General features: G+C 37.6%; 17 protein-coding genes and 1 pseudogene. 8 read left to right on the top strand and 10 right to left on the bottom strand.

The features are described from left to right. Positions 1–222: 222 nt before the first annotated feature. Positions 223–2049: a LysM peptidoglycan-binding domain-containing protein gene (locus tag ACJ004_RS17395; protein ID WP_410894410.1), complete on the bottom strand. Its 1827-nt coding sequence runs from the start codon at positions 2047–2049 to the stop codon at positions 223–225. Positions 2050–2207: 158 nt separating this feature from the next. Here ACJ004_RS17395 and ACJ004_RS17400 point away from each other — a divergent pair, with 158 nt between their 5' ends. From ACJ004_RS17400 to ACJ004_RS17420, 5 genes and pseudogenes are all read left to right on the top strand, one after another. After that, complete coding sequence (locus ACJ004_RS17400) at positions 2208–2771, top strand: MOSC domain-containing protein (protein WP_410894411.1); 564 nt, start codon at positions 2208–2210, stop codon at positions 2769–2771. 177 nt (positions 2772–2948) lie between these two features. Then, positions 2949–3386 carry a VOC family protein gene (locus ACJ004_RS17405; RefSeq protein WP_093274033.1) on the top strand — a complete coding sequence of 146 codons (438 nt, stop codon included), beginning with the start codon at positions 2949–2951 and terminating at the stop codon, positions 3384–3386. Positions 3387–3672: 286 nt separating this feature from the next. Continuing rightward, the gene (locus tag ACJ004_RS17410) at positions 3673–4644 is read left to right on the top strand and encodes a phosphotransferase enzyme family protein (RefSeq protein ID WP_410894412.1); all 972 of its coding nucleotides are present in this window, start codon (positions 3673–3675) and stop codon (positions 4642–4644) included. Between the two features lie 277 nt (positions 4645–4921). Beyond that, a complete protein-coding gene (locus ACJ004_RS17415) occupies positions 4922–5338 on the top strand; it encodes a hypothetical protein (RefSeq protein ID WP_410894413.1) in 417 nt (138 codons plus the stop codon). A gap of 109 nt (positions 5339–5447) precedes the next feature. After that, positions 5448–5732, top strand: a pseudogene (locus ACJ004_RS17420) (IS3 family transposase); the annotation flags it as partial. A gap of 341 nt (positions 5733–6073) precedes the next feature. Here the strand turns inward: ACJ004_RS17420 and ACJ004_RS17425 are convergent. From ACJ004_RS17425 to ACJ004_RS17440, 4 genes are all read right to left on the bottom strand, one after another. Continuing rightward, entirely contained in the window at positions 6074–10177 is a 4104-nt protein-coding gene (locus ACJ004_RS17425) for a S8 family serine peptidase (RefSeq protein ID WP_410894414.1), read from the bottom strand. 917 nt (positions 10178–11094) lie between these two features. Beyond that, a complete protein-coding gene (locus ACJ004_RS17430) occupies positions 11095–11559 on the bottom strand; it encodes a low molecular weight protein-tyrosine-phosphatase (protein ID WP_410894415.1) in 465 nt (154 codons plus the stop codon). 109 nt (positions 11560–11668) lie between these two features. Then, complete coding sequence (locus tag ACJ004_RS17435; protein WP_410894416.1) at positions 11669–11998, bottom strand: YjcZ family sporulation protein; 330 nt, start codon at positions 11996–11998, stop codon at positions 11669–11671. 428 nt (positions 11999–12426) lie between these two features. Continuing rightward, positions 12427–12582, bottom strand: a complete 156-nt coding sequence (locus ACJ004_RS17440) for a YwzD family small protein (RefSeq protein ID WP_410894417.1) — start codon at positions 12580–12582, stop codon at positions 12427–12429. A gap of 297 nt (positions 12583–12879) precedes the next feature. On the opposite strand from ACJ004_RS17440, the gene ACJ004_RS17445 reads away from it, so the two are divergent. Both ACJ004_RS17445 and ACJ004_RS17450 read left to right on the top strand, forming a co-directional pair. Continuing rightward, positions 12880–14085 (top strand): C40 family peptidase, encoded by a 1206-nt coding sequence (locus ACJ004_RS17445; RefSeq protein ID WP_410894418.1) that lies wholly within the window; start codon positions 12880–12882, stop codon positions 14083–14085. 256 nt (positions 14086–14341) lie between these two features. Next, positions 14342–14692 (top strand): DUF805 domain-containing protein, encoded by a 351-nt coding sequence (locus ACJ004_RS17450; RefSeq protein WP_410894419.1) that lies wholly within the window; start codon positions 14342–14344, stop codon positions 14690–14692. 99 nt (positions 14693–14791) lie between these two features. Here ACJ004_RS17450 and ACJ004_RS17455 read toward each other — a convergent pair whose 3' ends face one another. Then, positions 14792–15430, bottom strand: a complete 639-nt coding sequence (locus ACJ004_RS17455; RefSeq protein ID WP_410894420.1) for a hypothetical protein — start codon at positions 15428–15430, stop codon at positions 14792–14794. Between the two features lie 305 nt (positions 15431–15735). On the opposite strand from ACJ004_RS17455, the gene ACJ004_RS17460 reads away from it, so the two are divergent. Next, positions 15736–16248, top strand: a complete 513-nt coding sequence (locus ACJ004_RS17460) for a GNAT family N-acetyltransferase (RefSeq protein WP_410894421.1) — start codon at positions 15736–15738, stop codon at positions 16246–16248. Between the two features lie 101 nt (positions 16249–16349). Here ACJ004_RS17460 and ACJ004_RS17465 read toward each other — a convergent pair whose 3' ends face one another. The 4 genes from ACJ004_RS17465 to ACJ004_RS17480 all read right to left on the bottom strand — a co-directional run bounded on the left by ACJ004_RS17465 (position 16350) and on the right by ACJ004_RS17480 (position 18793). Further along, a complete protein-coding gene (locus ACJ004_RS17465; RefSeq protein ID WP_410894422.1) occupies positions 16350–16763 on the bottom strand; it encodes a type II toxin-antitoxin system death-on-curing family toxin in 414 nt (137 codons plus the stop codon). A 6-nt stretch (positions 16764–16769) separates the two neighbouring features. Then, a complete protein-coding gene (locus ACJ004_RS17470; RefSeq protein ID WP_410894423.1) occupies positions 16770–17036 on the bottom strand; it encodes an AbrB/MazE/SpoVT family DNA-binding domain-containing protein in 267 nt (88 codons plus the stop codon). A 375-nt stretch (positions 17037–17411) separates the two neighbouring features. Then, positions 17412–17948: a nucleotidyltransferase family protein gene (locus tag ACJ004_RS17475; RefSeq protein ID WP_410894632.1), complete on the bottom strand. Its 537-nt coding sequence runs from the start codon at positions 17946–17948 to the stop codon at positions 17412–17414. Positions 17949–18049: 101 nt separating this feature from the next. After that, on the bottom strand, positions 18050–18793 hold the full coding sequence (locus ACJ004_RS17480; RefSeq protein ID WP_410894633.1) for a hypothetical protein: 744 nt from the start codon (positions 18791–18793) through the stop codon (positions 18050–18052). Between the last annotated feature and the right edge of the window lie 342 nt (positions 18794–19135).

A 19135-nucleotide genomic window follows, 5' to 3' on the forward strand; every position in this document is an offset into this window, starting at 1 on the left:
ACTAAGCCCAATAGATAACGAAACGGTTGAACTTCAATATTTTCTGATAAACCTGTAAAAAGGTAAAAAACCACCAAGCAGTTTCTATGCTTGGTGGTTTCATTATTCGTATATTTTCTTGTGGTTGAGTATATCTTAGATATATCGCTAACTTTTTTTTAAAAATTTTTCTTGTATCAACATGTAATCAGCTAAACAAGATCATTGAAATCAGGTTCATGTTTACTGAGGTATGGTGATTTTTTGCCCGATCATTAGGGGCTTGGCCAAATCAATATTATTTGCTTTCACTATCGCATCAATAGTAGTGTTGTATTTCTGTGCGATTTTCCAAAGTGTATCGCCGCTAACCACTGTATGAACCACTGGTTGAATGACAGGTGGCTGCGGTACTACAGCTTTTGCAGGGATTTTTAGGGTCTGACCAACATATAAATACTTGGCAGGGTCAATCCCGCTCGCTACAGTAATCTCTGGAACGGTTGTTCCAAATTTTTGTGCAATCTTCCATAGTGTGTCACCGGACTGGACCTTATAATCAAAAGTCTGAACGGTTGTTGCAGGTTGTGATGCAGGGACTTTTAATTTTTGGCCTACATATAGATATTGGTTAGAATCAAGGTTGTTCAAAGTCACAATTTCAGAGATAGACGTGTTAAACTTTGCTGCAATCTTCCACAATGTATCGCCGCTAGCGACGGTATATTCGGTTGTCGGTACTGTCGAAGATGGTTCAGTGACAAGTTCAACATCACTTGCATTGATAGTTCCAGTAATTCCTTCTTTGACTAGAACGGTGTACTTTCCGTTTTCTATCGTTTCAGACATAAGGGGGAAAGTATCGCCTTTTACAGCTGTATACCCTTGACCCATAGGATCAACACTCATTTGCGCTGATTCACTGACGACGCGCACTCGTTTTTCAGGCTGCATCGCTTTGATTTCGACGCTGTTTTCCACTTTTACCGCACTTGGGAAAGTAATATAACCGCTGTTCGAACCTTCCACTACTGATAATTTTATATAGTAGCTTCCATTGGTTACCTTTCCACCCATCATATCTGTGCCATCCCATTCGAAAGTGTGGGTACCGGCTTCGAATGCTTGTTCACTTACTGCTAATTTGACATGGGCTCCCGCGGCATTAGCAATATAAACAGATAATTTTGCAGGTACTGCCAGTGTAAATTGACCAGTGACTTTATCATTTACTCCATCTCCATCAGGCGTGAAAACAGACGATTGAAAGGAAGCATCTGTAACAATTTCCTTTAATCTTGATACTGGAATATAATAATCGCCATCTTTAATGGTAATAATGCCTGATTGCCAGATTAATGGTGTTGTAGAAGGATAGTTGTACGCCGTCTCAATTGTTTTAAACACAATCTGATAGCTTCCATCCATCACAATTCTTCCCGTTTGATCTGTGCCGTTCCAGGTTGCAACATGGCTTCCGGAAGTAAGTTTTTCCTTGCTGCCGGCATATATTTCATCTCCGTTTTTATTGCGGATTGTCAGCTGAACTTCCGCCGGACGGTTCAAGTTAAACGGAATTTGAACAGATTGTGTTTGAGTTTGTCCGTATTTAGGAGAAAACACTCCAGGATTTGGAGAAACGCTGTCAATTAGTGCCTTGGGTGTTGATTCTGAAACTACAGTCAACTTCCCAAGCGGATATCCTTGTAACTGATTGTAATCCTGGTCAGTTAAATACCCCTTAATTTGGTATTCACCTGCAGGAAGCGGAGCTTTTTTCGTATCATCCCATGGAACCCAATCTACTTTGTGCACGGTTTTATATTCCACAGTAGATAAATTGATTTTAGCTTGTATGCCATTCCCAACGACAAGAAGATACCCTCGGGTGGGTACGCTCGTTTTTAACTCAACCGTTGTGTAGCCAGGAACACTGCTGCCCTGGTAGGCAATGGTAGAAGCAGAGAGACTAAAGGAAGTAACCTCAGCCTGTGCAGACGCAAGCTGTGGATAGGCAAAGGCAACTGCCATTATGAAAATGGTAATAAAACCTGTGATAATTTTTTTCACTTATACTGCTCCTGTTCTATATGATTTTTATATTACAAAAAGATTGTAAAGATATTAAACTATCTTTACAACACGAAAAAATTACCAGAAAAGAGTGAACGTTTAGTTTGAGATTAATAGACTCATATTGATGAAATAATTGAGGGGGAGTAAGAAAAGTGAATGAAGAAATAAAAAGTTCTAATTTAGGAAAAGTCATAGCTGTTAGTTTAAGTGATAAACATACGTTTAGTAAAGAGAATCAACAAAGTATAAAATTAGTTGAAGGGTTAGGGGCTGAAGGGGATGCACACTACGGTTCTACTGTTAAACATCGTTCGAGAGTTGCTCAAAACCCTAACCAGCCGAATTTAAGACAAGTGCATTTAATTCACTATGAGTTATTCGATGAGTTAGCAGACCGTTTTACTATAGAACCTGGACAAATGGGTGAAAATATTACAACTGTCGGAATAAATCTTCTTGAATTACCTACTGACACGATAATGTATATTGGTAAAAGTGCAATTATAAAAGTAACTGGGTTACGAAATCCTTGTGCTCAAATAGATAATTTTAAACCAGGTCTTTTAAAGGCGGTTTTAGATAAAGATGCTGATGGTAATCTAATAAGAAAAGCAGGAATAATGGGGATAATTTTGCAGAGTGGAGAAGTAAAACCTGGTGATTCCATCCGTGTTGAATTACCGACGAAACCATTTAAAAAGCTTGAACGTGTTTAAACTAACGGGGTGCAAGAGTTAAAGATTGGGATGGCTGCGGCGATCCCATTTTTCTTATTGCACTAACGGATGCAGGTTTGTTGAAGAAGGATATTTTCTGTTTTAAGCGAATTAGAATTACAAACAAGCCTTAAACGAATACAGGTATTGAAAACAGGAACATAGGAGGTATGAGATATGAAGATCAATAGAATAGATCATGTGAGTATAAACGTAAATGATCTTTCAGAGGCTAAAGCGTTTTTTCTTGATTTAGGACTTGAAGTGCAAGCGGAATGGGAATTGGATGGAGAACAGTTGGACAGAATAGTTGGGCTTAATGATGTTAAAACGGCATGTGTAGGATTGGGGATGCCAGATGGTCAGGCATGGATAGAGCTAGTCAAATTTTATACGCCGTCAGATGAAAAAGATATTCAGCAACCTTTTGCAAATACGCTGGGTATCCGACATATTTGCTTTGCTGTTGAAGATATTGAAGCTATTGTTGCAAAATTGAAAAAGAAGGGCACAGAAATCTTTAGTGAGATACAGCAATATGAAGAAAGTTATAAGTTATGCTACGTTCGTGGTCCAGAGGGAATTATTTTAGAGTTGGCGGAAAAAATCAGATAAATATTGAATGGGACTTTAAATGATTTAGATATTCAACTTTAAAGATTTCTTCTTAAACTATCGGGTGCGATAGTTTAAGATCACCAGCTGCTTCGGCGGCTTTTTTGCTTGTTCCACTAACGGGGCAGGTTAGTGGAAGAAAATTCAAACAAATAATGGATATTATCGAAGTTCTTTTTTAAAAAAAATGTAAAAATTAATTTGCAGGATTAGATGCAGTAGTGCTGAATAAAAATTACATTACCTGAGAAAATCATGGATTAAGAATCGGAAAGAGGGGTTTGGAATGCTGGAGGAAATGGTGTTAAAATCAGCAGCAAATGCATTCGGGCTTGATTCGAGTCTGCTTACACATGTGGGCGGCTATATCAATGTCGTCTATCAATACCCAGCGCAAAATGGGGTTCCTTCACGAATAATGCGTTTGACAAAACAATCGTGGCGTAACCAAAACGAGGTATTGGCAGAATTGCACTTCATGAAATATCTGTTTGATAACGGTGTTTCTGTTCCTGATATACTCCCATCAAAAGATGGAAATTTGGTTGAAAGTGTGTCAGGAGGTTATCACGCCTCTATGTTCACCAAAGCTCCTGGTCGAATCCCTGTTGAAGAAGATTGGAACGAGAAAATGGTTAGCAACTGGGGACGCATCGTTGGACAGATGCACTTGCTTACCCAATCCTATGTCCCTCTGCAAGGTGTTAAACGCCGCGATTGGAAACAGGAGCCTTGGATGGATATGATGCGTCACCTGCCACATGAAGAGTCGATTGTTCGGCAGAAAGCGGATGAGCTGTTAAATTGGCTGGAGACTCTACCTAAGGATAGGAAAAACTATGGTCTTGTCCACTGCGACCTTTACGACCAAAACTTTTTCGTCACGAAAGACGACAGGATTACGGCATTTGACTTTGATGATTGCTGCTATCATTGGTTCGCTTTTGATGTCGCCATCATCCTTTACTTGGTCATCGCAAGATTCAACCGACAAGAAAAAAAGAGTGAGTCGCTCGATGATCACGTAGCCTGGTTCCTCGACGCGTTTCTAAAAGGCTATCAAGAGGTGAACACCTTCGACAATTGGTGGTTAAAAGCCATGCCGTATTTGCTGCGTTACCGTCGGTTGCTTGGCTACAACTTATGGCACCAGCGTTATGACTGGAAAACAGTAGATGGCGAATTAAAGACGAAATGGTTACGTATGAAAGCCGAGATTGAAGCAGATGAACCATTGACCAATTATCCATTTGGATGATCTTCGTATTATCACTTATATGAAATTGTTTCGAAGGAATTTCCATGTTAAATAAGTTACAGCCTTTCTTCAACTACCTTTTTTGGCAGCTTCTCTTATTGAAGTAAAGGGGCATAATAGTTGAATAAGAAGTGGGTACTATAAGTTCATTAGGTAGACTGGTGCCTTATTTCAAATATAAAAGTGTCGTCCTTTATTACGTATAAAATTATATATAATTTAAATACTAAATTTGTCCACATTAAGATTAAGGAATGATGATATGATCCAAGATAGGATGTTAAGAATAGGTATAATAGGTGTACTTTCAACAATACCAGGAGAGATTGCTTCGAGGATATTTGTACATTTTGGCTTCGGAAAGTTTGGTATTTATGAATTATCAAGTCTTATTATTACATTTAACAGACCTGTATTTACCATAGGATTAATGGTAGATTTTTTAGTTAGTAGTGTTTTTGCAGTCTTACTTTACTTTATATTTGAAAAGTTTGGTTCATGCCATTTGGTTATAAAAACGACCGTGGGCAGTTTATTTGCCTGGTTAGTATGTGAACTATTATTCACAACATTAATAGAAGGTAAGTATATCGATATTAGACCCATCAATGATTATTATTCTCATATTTTCAGCACCATCATTTTTGGTATTACATTAGGATTGTTGCTAAAAAAATTTATATTCAAAAGTTAACCCTATATTAGGAGTTATATTAAGTGTAGAAGAGATTGTGAACAATAGCACTTAAACTATCGGGTGCGATACTTCAATAAAGAAGATCACTTTTTTATTATTAAGGTATCGAGGAAATGAATGTAAAAACAAGACTATTGATGAAGCTCTAGATATATTTAAAATTAAACGGTCATTAAGCATGAAGGGCTGTCCATATGATAATGCAGTTGCGGAAGCCACATTTAGAATTATTAAAACAGAGTTCGTAAAAGGGATGTATTTTGATTTGGAACAGTTGCAGTAAGAATTAGATGATTATGTTCATTGGTTTAATCACATTAGAATTCACGGAGCTCTTGATTACTTAAGCCCAATTGAATTCAAACAGGAACACCTTAAAAAAGTTGTCTAGTTTAGTGTTGACAATCCATTTATTATTCCTTTTTCAATAAATGTTTTTTTGACCTTTAATTTTTCACCGATTCTCTCATTTTTGTTCACTATACATAAAAGTACCCTATAGGGCAGACTTTTTATTAGTGTCTACTCTATAGGGTACAGTTTACATTTGGCGTTGCCTTTTTATGTTTCTTATAACGGAGTAACAAAGCTGTATTTAAGATATAACCAAATAACTTGAAGTGATAGCCAATTACTACATTAACTACTTAGATTTCCTGATAAATAGTTAATGTAATTTCACTGAGAAATAATAGGAAGTTTATCACTTATGAAAACCTGCGTGAGTACTTATTAATTTACCCCTAGTGCTGCCTTAATAGACTCAATTGTTTTTCCGTTGGATTCCTTTACAGCAGTAGGTGTTTCTAGTACATAATCGTTTTCTTTTAAATAATTAGCCTCAAGTAACTTGAAATCCTTTGCATCAACCGTTTTATCAAAATTTATATCACAATCACGGTTGTTCGTTCCCCAATATTGTTGAAGCAAGATAACGTCATAAATATCGATCACATTATCTTTGTTAATATCCCCTGCTCTTTCCATTGCAGTAGAGTAGGAAATATTCTCGCCAATATAAATATCCCCATCTTTTCTGCCAATTTCCAACGGTGTGTAAGTAGTAAAATGGCCAGGAACATCAATGATGACCGTATATTCCTGTTCAGTAATTGGAAGGTTTTTGAAAACAATGTTTCCAAATTGTTCAATTTCCCCATTGTATAATTGACCTTTAGAGTCTCTCAGTTTAGCTTGTGCACCAATGGTCCTGTAGTCGATTCCAAAATTAAAGCCGCCGTTTGCATTTAATAATCCTTGAGGATTGATTTTCGCTGTTGCAGATGAATACGCAGTATAGCTTGGCATAAATCCGATTTGGAAATACGGGTTAACGGTTTTACCACTTAGATCTTTATAAGTAGCGTTATTCACAAAAAAGAATACATTATTTACATTTACATATTCATTTGCATTTGTTTCTACTTGCATATCAAATAACGGCATATCCCCTGTTAAACCATCTCCAGGTGCTTTGATATTAATCGTATTCGATTTACTCCCTGTCCCTATTGAAGTAACTGTAAACTGTGTATCATTTGATAAAGCCTGATTTTTATTAAATACAACCGAATTAAAGAATCTTGATGTGTAATCAAACCTCATCGTTAAATCTTTTGCATTTTGTAAACCATGTGCATAGAAAGTATAGGTTACTTGATCACCCATATTAATTGACTCTTTATTTGGTTTAGCGTAAATATATTGCGTCCCCGGCTTTACATAATAAACGACTTTTGAGTTTGTTGTATTACCAGCCTTATCCGCACCAGCAAATTGGAGCTGCAGAACTGGATTCGAAGAATCAACAGAAATTTCTTTGCTAAATTTCCCTTCATTATCGGTAGTAATATTATATGAAGGAGAGTTACTGCCGTACCACAGATTATTTTTTGATTGATTAACATTAATTCCGTTTGCTTCCATTTCGTAAGCTTCTTTATCGATCACGCTTCCTGATAATGTAACTGTTTTTTGACCAGCTTCCAATTCCACAAATGGAAGATTACCTTTAGGCAGCGCATTTGTATCGTTTAATTTCATGGTCGGGATACTATCATCAATGTATACTTGGTCTGTCTCTACAAACTGCTTTCCATCCAGATTTGTCCCAATGATTTTCATTTTGTATAATCCATCCACTGCTTGTACAGAGGTATATCCAATTGGCTTTTTCGCATTTCCTGTGAACGGAAAATATCTTCCGGCAAAAGCACTTTGAATGTAAAGATCTGCGTCGATCGGCGCGCCAGATACATCAAGGGATTTGATTAAGCCTAAATCATTATTTGTTTTTGCATCGACTAAAATAAAATCCAATGTTTTCATCGGTGAATTTAGTTTGAAATCTAAATCAGTACTTTTTACACTATAAGGACTTTGTTGACGATTAGGTGCGATATCTGGTGAATGGACTTTAAAATATTCAAATCCTTCTTCCACTAGACGGAAGCCGAATGGAATTTGGAAATGATTATCCGGATCTTTTTGATCCACAAATCGGATAAATCCTTCATAGGTGCCCTTTTTGGCTGTAGTTGGAATCAACAGGGATGCAGGAATCGTTTCCTGACTTTCCTTTTTAACTTTAACATCCTCCGGCACGACTAATGACACGCCATTTTCTTTAGCGTCTAAGGAACCTTTCACCCCAACATTGAACTCAACTGAAATGTCAAACTTCTGCGTTTTATCACTAGGATTCGTGACTAGTACATTCGTTGTTTTTGAGATGTCCTCTTTATCGATCGGAATAAAACCGTAGCTAAGGCCGCCTGTTTGCTCGCTCATCATTTCTTTTACATTATTTTTAATATAAGGTGTTTCGTCTTGAACCGCGAATTCTGTAGTCGCCTTTATCGCTTCATATGGATCTACTCTACCTGCCCCTGATTCAAAAACACTATATTGACTCTTTAGAGGATCGGCTGTATTCATTAAGATGGTTTTCACATCTGCAGGTGTATAGTCAGGATGTGCTTGTAACAGTAAGGCTGCAATTCCAGCTACATGCGGAGTTGCCATCGATGTACCTGACATTCTTTGGTAAGCTGTAGAATAACCGAAACTTACTTTGTCATTAATATAAGAAGGTGCGGTTGATAGGACAGATACCCCTGGCGCCGTCACTTCTGGTTTAATATCATATAAGGTTCCAGATGGCCCTCTTGAGCTAAAGCTAGCTAAGTCGTCTCCTGGAATCTCACCTTCACCAAGAGTTCCGAATGTAACACTCGGCGTACCGTTTTTAAATAAATCATTGACTGCTAAACCATCTTTATTTGTCATTGACCATACAGGGATATTATCGTTGCTTTCTCCAAGATACAAAGGAATTTGTCCTTCTGTCGCATTGTTATTGTATATGATGACACCTGCTGCTCCGTTTTGCTTTGCGTATTTCATTTTATCAATAAGAGCATAGGTACCACGTGCGACAAATGCGATACTATTTTGAACGTTTTTTCCTGCATAATCGGTTGGTCCGCCTTCACCTACATTAACAATGTTAAATGTTTGACCAGATAAGTTCGAGAAATCATTCGTCCATGTTTTGGTCATCAATTGTAATGTACTATCAGTTTCTTTACCAGTTGCTAAAAATTTACTCGCAAATGTCGTGACATTGGTTGGTGTCGAGCTCGCTCCAACCGTTAGGGCAAGTGCGGCTGCCCCAGGTGAGCCTAAAGTGTACATTCCACTTTCCCCAGAGTTACCCGCTGCTACTACAGCAGTAACACCGCTTAATACAGCATTATCGATTGCTAAGCTAGTGGCTTCTAATGGATTGTTTAAAGAAGAACCTAACGAAAGATTGATCACATTCATTCCATCTGCCACCGATTTATCTATTCCGGCAATAACGGCAGCATTCGAACCTGAACCATACGGACCGAGAACGCGATAAACGTATAAATCCGAATCAGGAGCAACGCCCATTACTTTATAATCTGAATCGTTTTTAGCTCGGCCAGCAATTGTACCTGACACATGAGTACCATGAGAAGTATAATACGCGCTACCATTTACGAATTCTGATTTTTTCGAGGCTTTCCATTGGGCATATGTAGCTTCCATTGGATCACTATCATTTTCGACAAAATCATATCCACCTTTGTATGCATCTTTTAAATCAGGGTGGTTGTAATCAATCCCTGTGTCGATTACACCGACCTTGATATTTTTTCCGGTATAACCCTCTTCATGCAATTTATCAATCTTTAAAAATGGGATACTATCAACCTTAGTTTGCTCTTCTTCCGTAATTGGAGGTGGAGGATCAATTTGTACTTTTCTTTCGCTAAAAACGGCTTTAACCGTATCCATTTCCATTAATTTATTAATTTGATTTGCCGGAAGTGACATTGTTACTCCGTTAAATGCATTCTGATAAGTATATTTAATATTAAAATTATCCTTATTAGATTTCTCTTCTTTCCCTATTTTTTCTTGTAAATCCTTTTTAAATTGAGCATGTGACTTTTCAACCTTTTCTTTCGCTTTGTCTAACGAAATAGATTCCCCTTTGGAGGCTTCTACTAATTGAGCTACCTTTGCTGGGAGCTCTTTGAATTCAACAATAACCGTTACGTCTTCTTCACTCGTTAAGTCGACATCATCTGATAATTGTAGTCCTGTCTTTACTTCTGAAGAAGCTAAGTTTTGCAATGCTGCACGTTGTTCATCTGTTAAAGACTGCAAAATTTTCTCTGCTATACTTTCACTCGATATAGCATACGCCGGCTTTTGGGTAATCATCGTAGAACCCCATATACTACTGCTGGCTAATGTAAGCACAGTTGTAGCTTGAAAAATCTTTTTCCTTATTCCCTTCATCTTTTACAACCCCCTTGTTTCTCACTAAATGAATAAAATAAATTTTATTTGGTGGAATATTTAGAAAAATAACTCAACTAATATGATAGCTTAAAATTTTCATGAAGGGTATTGGGTGAATTGTAGGTGAACTCGTCCCAAATTTTTCAACACAAAATGACAAAATAAAAAAATTTTTAGCAAAATTTTTAAAAAATTGATGTAAAACGACAATTTAGTTTATAAAAATGGGTATGAAATATGTGTTATTTTGAATAAATATTTATTCAAATTCCCCCAAATTTACAACATTGTGAATATTTAATGGAATTATAAATAAATAATTAATTTTTGGTTATCGAAAAAACGATTTAATCATCGTTTCGTTATTCATTAGCACTTACATATGTATTAAAGAGAATTGGAGGAAAAAGCGCACAAAAGTAGGATTCAGTAAATATAGAAGGAAATAGCCAGAGAGTAATCAAATTTAATCTCACTATTCCAAAAACAGCTTAAAAAGGAACATATTAGGGATGTATCGTATTTACAAATGATGAAGTTCCAACGGTAATCTACCAAAGTAATTGATCATCCTTAAAAGTATCGATAAAGCCCTTGCACACTTGGGAAGATGACGTTCCCTTTGACATAACTATATCAACATCAGATTGAAAAGTTGCATCAAGTATATCTAACATCTTAATCTCCGAAATCGGATAAGGAAGACATGACTGAATTCGGCAGAAATTGTAGCTCCGATAACAGCGACCACTACGCTATAATGATCGCAGCACTTGAAAATTCACAAACATTATTCGGCTCGAAGCAGGTGTTGTTGAAATTTTTGTTTAGTAACTGTATTTTACAATTTCAAAAAATGGGTTTAGTGAATTAAAAACTGTTTTGATCATCGGATTAAGATGGATGCCTTGTTGTTATAAGTTTTGTTCGCTGCGTATTTTCTTGATTAATGCCCGGCAGCCCGTTGAAACAAGACGATAGGTTTCATCAAAATCACCTGTGAAAAATGGATCGGGGACATCTTTCGTGTATTTGGTCAGGTCGAGCAGCCTAATGATCTTTGGATGATTTGGCTTGCCGATTATCCTATAAATATTTTTTATGTTGCTTTCGTCCATACCGATAATATAGTCAAACTTCCAATTGTCTTCTTTCTTTAGTTTGCGACCTACAAGCCCAGTACAAGAGATATTGTATTTCTTTAGAATATTAAGAGTTCCCTCGTGCGGAGGGAAGCCGATTTGCCATGAACTGGTTGCAGCAGAATCAACTGCAATTTTGTTAGTCAAATTTTCTTTTTTGACTAAGTCGCGAAACAAAGCTTCAGCCATCGGTGAACGGCAAATATTCCCCAGACATACAAATAAAACGTGAATCATGTACTTAACCCCTTTTAATTTATCTTATTTTTTCCATATAAATAGAATTACAAAAAATGGATTGGACAGATGTGTTGTTTTTCACACCACCATCCATTATTGGAATCTTTTAACACCGAGTTGCTCCATCGATGACAAGAAGTATAAACAATACAATGATTAGAGCAAAGCTAGCTCCGTATGCACCCTCTGCCATGTAAAGAGCCTCCTTTCCATCGTAATTACAAAGTATGTACAAAACAGAAATATGGAACGGCGCTAGTTCCCAAGAAATCCTTGTGATTTGTCTTTCATTATTTAGTGTTAAAATTTGTGTAACAGCTGAATTGTGAAGAGTTTCACTTAAGCTAAAGGGTGCCTTAGTTGAATAAATATCGGATTTCAATAACAAAGAAAACTCGCCAATACTGTGGCGAGTTTTGCTTTTTCTATATGCCAATTACAATGTCAAAACGACTGTCAATTCGGTATATTTTTTTAGAAAAGCACCTCAAAACACTCGACAGTTAGTGAGACCTCTCAGTATGACGCCTTTTCTGCCCAATGCGGACATTTGCCTTGATTGACTAAATGAAGACCATTTTACTGGCATTTGTTAAAAGTTTTGGTATTCATTAGCTTGATGAAGACCATTTAATATTTACCGCACCTAATGTAGTCCATTGAGTATAGGGCATCAGACAAGCCTTATGGTTACCGTTGAACCCATTTTTTCACTTTCATGGGCATCATACAAACTCTATGGTTACCGTCGAACCCATTTTTTCACCTTCACGGGCATCATACATACCCTCAACTACCTAAAACACACAAATGACCACCGAGGAAACCTCGGTGGCCTTATATTTTAATTAATATTATATATATTTAACCGACCATTAAGTTTTTTAGATCTGCTTTTAGGTCTGCAAGTAGTTTTTCTACGGTGATTTCATTTTCGTTTACGCCCGTTTCATATGCCCTTCTCACGATTTCTGAGAAATTTGCCACATTAGAGCTTTTAGCTTCTATCGTCCGATCCACCTTTCTTTTCCTCCTTTGTTTTACTCTAATTGACAATTTTACTAGATTAGCAGCAAGATGTAAATGCATTTCCAGTGGAAATTGTAGTAATTTAGTGAATATTGTAAGGATTTGTACTTGATGGTGGAGAAACGTTGGCGTCGTTGGTACTTTCACTTCAATTTAATGATTTAATCGTTTCTCAAATATACCATTTTTCGCTAGTAATTCAGGAAATATTTCCAACTTTTCCCCCGAAACACTAGCAAACTATGGTAAAATTAATAAAAATGTGTAAAAAATAGAGGTGATTTGCTAGTGAAGAAAACTATTGTTCGTGCCTTATCGACAGCTGCCCTGCTTTCGACCGTATTTGCGGGCACTGCCCTGGCCGATACATACAAGGTTCAAAAAGGCGATACTTTATCGAAAATCGCGCTTAAATATCATACGAGTGTCAAGGACATCAAAACAGCAAATGGGTTGAAGTCGGATTTCCTTTCCGTCAATCAAATGCTCAAGATTACGGTAGCGAGCAAAATGACCCAAGCATCACAGACCACCACTTACACCGTTGTAAAAGGTGATGCCTTGATTAAGATTGCCAACCGTTTTCATGTAACCTTGGCTGAACTACAGCAATGGAATAAACTTAATAATACAATCATCCATGTCGGGCAAGTGTTGAAGGTGTCAGCCCCGAAACAGACAACGACCACACCAAAGCCTGCGACGACGCCAGCAAAGCCGCAGACCACTACTGCATCTTCAGGTGTCTATACGGTCAAAAGCGGTGACTATCTTGGCAAGATTGCCGGGAAACATTCAACATCCGTGACAAACTTGAAATCACTGAACAAACTAAAATCCGATATGATTTATGTCGGGCAAAAGCTCAAGGTTCCGGCCACAAAAGCACCTGTACCTTCTACGAAACCAACAACTGCAAAGCCGCCAGTGACCATCACGACTCCAGCAACCACTGTCAAGGACGTGACGGATTATATCGTTAAAAGCGGCGATACCCTTGGAAAAATTGCTTTGAATTATAAGCTGACAATCACGGACTTAAAGACACTCAATAAATTAACATCCGATAATATCTATGTTGGCCAAAAGCTCAAGGTTCCTGGGACGAAGACAGAACCAACTGTTAATACTGATCTTTCCACGAAGATGATTGCCAGTGCCAAGAAACTGATTGGGATTCCTTATGTCTGGGGAGGAAGTACGCTTTCTGGCTTTGACTGCAGCGGGTTTATTTATTATGTGGCCAATCAAGCGGGGATGGAAATCGGCCGTTATTCTGCAGAAGGTTTCTACGACCGCACCTATTATGTCAACACACCGAAACCCGGTGACATTGTCTTTTTCGAAAATACATATAAAAAAGGGATTTCCCACCTGGGAATTTACCTTGGCAACAACCAATTCATCCACGCTAACGACGATGGTGTGATGATTTCCAATTTACAAAGCGCGTATTACCAAACCCACTTCGAGAGCTTTAAAAGATTTTATTAAAAATTTTACGATCTGTTTGACTTTTTGTTCTCAATTAACCGCCTTTCTATCGGGCGGTTTTTGTTTTGGGGAAAATAGCGAGAAAACCTAGGGGAATGGTTCTGGCGGGTAGGAAGTAACTCCCTTAAAGATTTTATTAACAAATTTACGATTAGTTTAAATTTTTTGTTCTTAAGATTGTCATGAAAAATAAACTAATAAAGCAATAGTAAATTTTTGTTAATCTCATCATGATCTTTTCTAAGGGGGCCCACCTATGGAATGGTACTTAAAAGTGTTAAAGAATTACGTCGGCTTTTCGGGTAGAGCACGCCGGAAGGAATACTGGATGTTCTATCTATTCAATGCAATCGCAATGATTATCCTCTCCATTATCGATAATATCATAGGTACATATTCATTATTATATTGCCTTTATTCCTTGGCTGTCCTGTTACCGAGCCTTGCTGTTGCTTTTCGTAGACTACACGATATTGGCAGGAGCGGTGCGTGGATCTTGATTGGTCTGATTCCATTAATTGGGGCAATTATTTTACTTGTATTCGCATGTACGGATAGTCAACCTGACGATAATCAATATGGGCCGAATCCTAAAGCAACGTTCTAGACTGTAAAACTAAACCGCCTTTTTAAAGGGCGGTTTTTGTTTTTTGGGGAGAAACCATGGGGACGTTTTTAGTGGCCAGAATCCTTGTTTAACAAACTTTCACTTTTCTTCATCGTCCCAGTCGGAAATCCCATGGGTTGGAAAACCTCTTTCTGCATAGATTTCATTAAAATATTGATCCAATCCAAAGCTTCTTTGAACCAATGGTTCCTTCATTATTTCAGGTTGATGGATTGATAGATATTCCTGAAGATGAAATATCATTTCTTCAATAGCCTCTATTAATTCGTTTGCACTTACTACAAAAGTAGATGTTTCAGGAATCTTTCTGGTAAACATTATTTGGCTGCCGTCATACCACAATCCAAAATATTTAAGATGATAGAATATATGTATATCTTCTCCCTGTCTTTTAAACACCAATTCTGATTGGTAAGCATCATGGGTCAATACAAATACCTGATTAGGCCGAATATTACTTAATCCCAAATTCATATCCAATACCATACTAAACAATGGAAAATTAGCGCTATCGTGAGAATACGTAAACGCATTACCGTCCCAGTTATAATGATTAATATATTTTGCCAGTTCACTTTCATGTGTTATGGGCTGAAAATTTCCAAAAAAAGAGCGTTCGTTCTTAATAAGATCAATTTTTGTATCATAGAATTCATAGATATCCTCTTCTGGTTCAAAACTCAACTTTTTATATGCTGCTTCAATCCTAAATGTCATTTATTCCTCACCAAATTTCTGCCCCCTTACGTGTGATTAAGGTATAGGCACGATTTACTCTTGTTACTCTGTTTCTACTTCTTTTCCACTAATATGGTCCTCTCCAGTTTTCCTTTGTATATTTGATTAATGGATAATTGACTCGGATATATGTCAACACTTCTTGGGTTTCCTCCCTCATTGTATAGGGAGTTACGGTTCCTTTCCACTTGATTTCCTCCGTAGGAATAAAGTTCTTCCCTTTCAGAATACATGATATAGTATGATTTAGTTATGAATTTTTCATGAAATGAGGTGTGTTTTCCTTGAAGGTGATGAAAACGGATCGGTTACTCCTTCGCTGGTTAACACCAGACGATGCCGTGTTTATTTTAGAACTGTTGAATGACCCTTCGTGGGTGCGTTTCATCGGGGATCGCGGTATTCGATCGATAGAGGATGCTAGAAATTATATTGTAACGGGGCCAATGGAAATGTACTCCCGACTGGGCTTTGGTCTTTTTTTAACAGAATTAAAGGATGAGGCCAGGACCCCGATTGGGATTTGCGGATTAATTAAAAGAGATGGTTTAGAGGATGTCGATCTGGGGTTTGCCTTCTTATCAAGGTTTCAGGCTAAGGGGTATGGCTTTGAGGCAGCTGCGGCAACGCTGGGCTATGGCAGCGAACAACTGGGCCTTAAGCGAGTTGTGGCGATCACATCTATGGAAAATGTTGGGTCAGCGAGGCTGCTTAAGAAGATTGGTATGCAGTTCGAAGGGATGATTAAGCTCCCTCATGATACGGAGGAGCTAAAGTTGTTTGGGGTTGATTTTTAAAAGACCATGGGGGCGGTTCTGGTGGTCGGAAGTAACTTCGAATAAAGCCTTGAGAACCGTCTCTGTGGTATTACAAAAAAGATGCACCAAATAGTACATCTTTAAAAATGATCTGGTTCCGTCCATTTGTGAATCCAAGTGACAATTTCCTCAAAAGATACATCTTGCTGTTCTGGATCCACGATTTGAACGCAAAAATCCTCTGCCCTTTTCGGATGGACAATTAACCTATATTTATTTTGTCTTAGAAACATATACAAACCAGCAAAAGCAGTTCGCTTATTCGCATTATGAAAGCAATGATTTTTTAATAAGCTTTCAAATAGAGCTGCTGCCTTTTCATAAATGGTAGGATAGGCTTCTTCCCCAAATGCGCTCTGTTTCGGACGATTAACTGCGCTACTTAAAAGACCTTTATCTTTCACACCCTGTGGTTCTTTTGGTGAATACAATCTTATTTGGTGAGTATTCAGAAACATAACTTGATGCTCTGTTAAATATTTCACTTCGTCCATGATTACCTACCTATCAACCAAGTTTTTAAAGGTTTGGTCGTATTCATTAATCATATCGTTCATTTGCTCCAAGAATTCTTCGTCTATTCCCTTTGGCAGCTTTAAATTTATTTTTTTCTTAATGGTTACTTGACCATTCACTATCTCAAAACGTACTGCATCACCTTGAGCAATTCCTAAGTGTTCCAACACTTCCTGCGGAAACGTAACCCCTAAACTATTCCCGATTCTTGTTACTTTTCTTTCCACTTCTCTCACCACCGTTACAGACATATCATTCCTCCTCACTATTTATATACATTTTCTGGGTGGTCTATAACTATTAAGACAAAATTAACTGTTCTAATACTCTAATGTTATAACAATAATAACATACTAACAGTAATACTCACAATGATGTTTCCCATTCATTGTTCCATCTTTCCCGAAAAAAAATAGCCCTCTTAGACTGTTAGGAAACAATCCTCGAGGGCATCCATTAATTTATTTAAAGGGGGTCTTGAAAAAGATTGTCTTAATCATAGCTCATTATTCTTAATAAAACCTTAACATACTCCATAGGTCCAAAAGCTGACACAGGGACGGTTTCTGGTGGTCAGAAGGAACCACGAGGACCGCCCCTTTGGAAAACCAAATGATAATCCTCCATTATTTAAGTAACTCACAGCTGTTATTATGATAAACCTTTAATTTACTCCAAGTGGATTCCCAATTCTTCTTTGTAACGCGATTTTCGTAAATAGCTACTCGTTCTTTAGTCTCTATAAAAAATGGCGTCGGCTTCACTTCTAAATTAACGACATCATTAATTCCCCATGGGGCCGTTAATATCACATGGTCTTTTTCATCTAATTTTACTCCTAGAGCTGTCGCTGTTTCTGGAAATTTCGATATAGCATCAACTGAAGATGTATAGGGCGGCAAATTGCTTTTAAGGTGCATTCTGGCTTCATTTTTTACAAACCAAGGAATGTTAGGACTTAAGGATTTAAGTCTTTCTTCAAGCTTCTTTTCCTCTACTTCATCAATATTTACAGCATCAAAATAAATGATATCAATATCTGGGATCGGAGTTCTTTCGTTAAAACCGTGTAAGGTATCCCATATTTTTGAACGAACAAATCCCGCGCAAATCCACCAATCAGGTAAATTCAATGACTTTGCAGATTTTAAAATTTCCATCATCCACTTATCTTCTGTAATAAGCAAAGTAATAATTTCTTCATTTATCACTGTAAAGTTACTCCTTAAAATAGTGTTGCCTCTGGTTCGGACTCAATTCAATTCTATTTTATTTCTTCACCAAAGATGGACACATTCTGACGGTCAAGACCAAACGCCTGCCCGTTCCATTTCAAGACATTCTGCACAAATCCAAGGGAGTCAGCATTGTATCTCCCGGCTATCCTCTGATACGCCTCAAGTTCATACGTTCCATCCCGGTTAAAATCCACCGGGTGTAATCCCGATAATGGATTGACCCATCCTTCTATCGGTTCCTTCAAAACACCATTATTATTATAAATCTCTGTTAAGTATTCTTGACCCTTGTATGAAAGATCAAGAATGTACTTTTCCTTTTGTTTATGACTGATTACCGCCGCTTTGTATTGGTCCTGATAATTTACACTGTACTTATATTCCTCATTGAATATATCTGAATCAAAAATCTGCCTCATTTGACCCTTCATATCCGAAAAGATATACGCATAGATGGCACCGCCGCTTCCACCTGTATCCATGACAACTAAAATATCCTCCACCTTGTTCCCTGTAAAATCACCAAGAAAGAGGGTCGGATTGTATCCCATATTATTTTTTAACGGGATTTGTTGAACTTGATTGGTTTTCCCATTCTGGACGGTTAGTGTGATATTTTTCCAAAGAGGACTATCCTTGGTTTTATGTCCGGAAAGAAGGACATTGTCGATGATTCCGTCCCCGTCAACGTCCCCCCGCTTCGCATCTACTATTGTAGTCGTATTCTGATTCATATTTCTTGAAAGAACAGGCTGGAGCTTCGCCCGCATATCCAGCAGTTTTTCCCTTGAAGGATACGGATTTGGGAACAGCAAGGCGTAATCAATCGTTTGCAGGGCTTCGGATGTTACTCCCGCTTGGAGCTGCACATCAGCCAGATAGAACCAATAATAAGGATTATTCGTTTCTTGTATTTTTGTTTGATAATAATCAATCGCATTTCTAAGATAATAAGAATTTATATATCAACCCACCTTCCGCATTCTACCCAATATAGAATATATGCAGGAAGGTGTGGATATGACCTAGGGAGCATTTGATTCATTACCTGATTGGAGTCAGACTATGATTTAGCTTTGCGGAATCATAATTTAGTCTCAAATATCCTGACC

This window comes from Neobacillus sp. 204, from assembly GCF_046562815.1.
In the GTDB taxonomy this organism is placed as follows: Bacteria; Bacillota; Bacilli; order Bacillales; family Cytobacillaceae; genus Neobacillus.

Coding starts and splice junctions, on each gene's coding strand:
- ACJ004_RS17405 (WP_093274033.1), top strand. CDS start 2,949: ATGAAGATCAATAGAATAGATCATGTGAGTATAAACGTAAATGATCTT.
- ACJ004_RS17410 (WP_410894412.1), top strand. CDS start 3,673: ATGCTGGAGGAAATGGTGTTAAAATCAGCAGCAAATGCATTCGGGCTT.
- ACJ004_RS17415 (WP_410894413.1), top strand. CDS start 4,922: ATGTTAAGAATAGGTATAATAGGTGTACTTTCAACAATACCAGGAGAG.
- ACJ004_RS17425 (WP_410894414.1), bottom strand. CDS start 10,177: ATGAAGGGAATAAGGAAAAAGATTTTTCAAGCTACAACTGTGCTTACA.
- ACJ004_RS17430 (WP_410894415.1), bottom strand. CDS start 11,559: ATGATTCACGTTTTATTTGTATGTCTGGGGAATATTTGCCGTTCACCG.
- ACJ004_RS17450 (WP_410894419.1), top strand. CDS start 14,342: ATGGAATGGTACTTAAAAGTGTTAAAGAATTACGTCGGCTTTTCGGGT.
- ACJ004_RS17455 (WP_410894420.1), bottom strand. CDS start 15,430: ATGACATTTAGGATTGAAGCAGCATATAAAAAGTTGAGTTTTGAACCA.
- ACJ004_RS17465 (WP_410894422.1), bottom strand. CDS start 16,763: ATGGACGAAGTGAAATATTTAACAGAGCATCAAGTTATGTTTCTGAAT.
- ACJ004_RS17470 (WP_410894423.1), bottom strand. CDS start 17,036: ATGTCTGTAACGGTGGTGAGAGAAGTGGAAAGAAAAGTAACAAGAATC.
- ACJ004_RS17475 (WP_410894632.1), bottom strand. CDS start 17,948: ATGATGGAAATTTTAAAATCTGCAAAGTCATTGAATTTACCTGATTGG.
- ACJ004_RS17480 (WP_410894633.1), bottom strand. CDS start 18,793: ATGCGGGCGAAGCTCCAGCCTGTTCTTTCAAGAAATATGAATCAGAAT.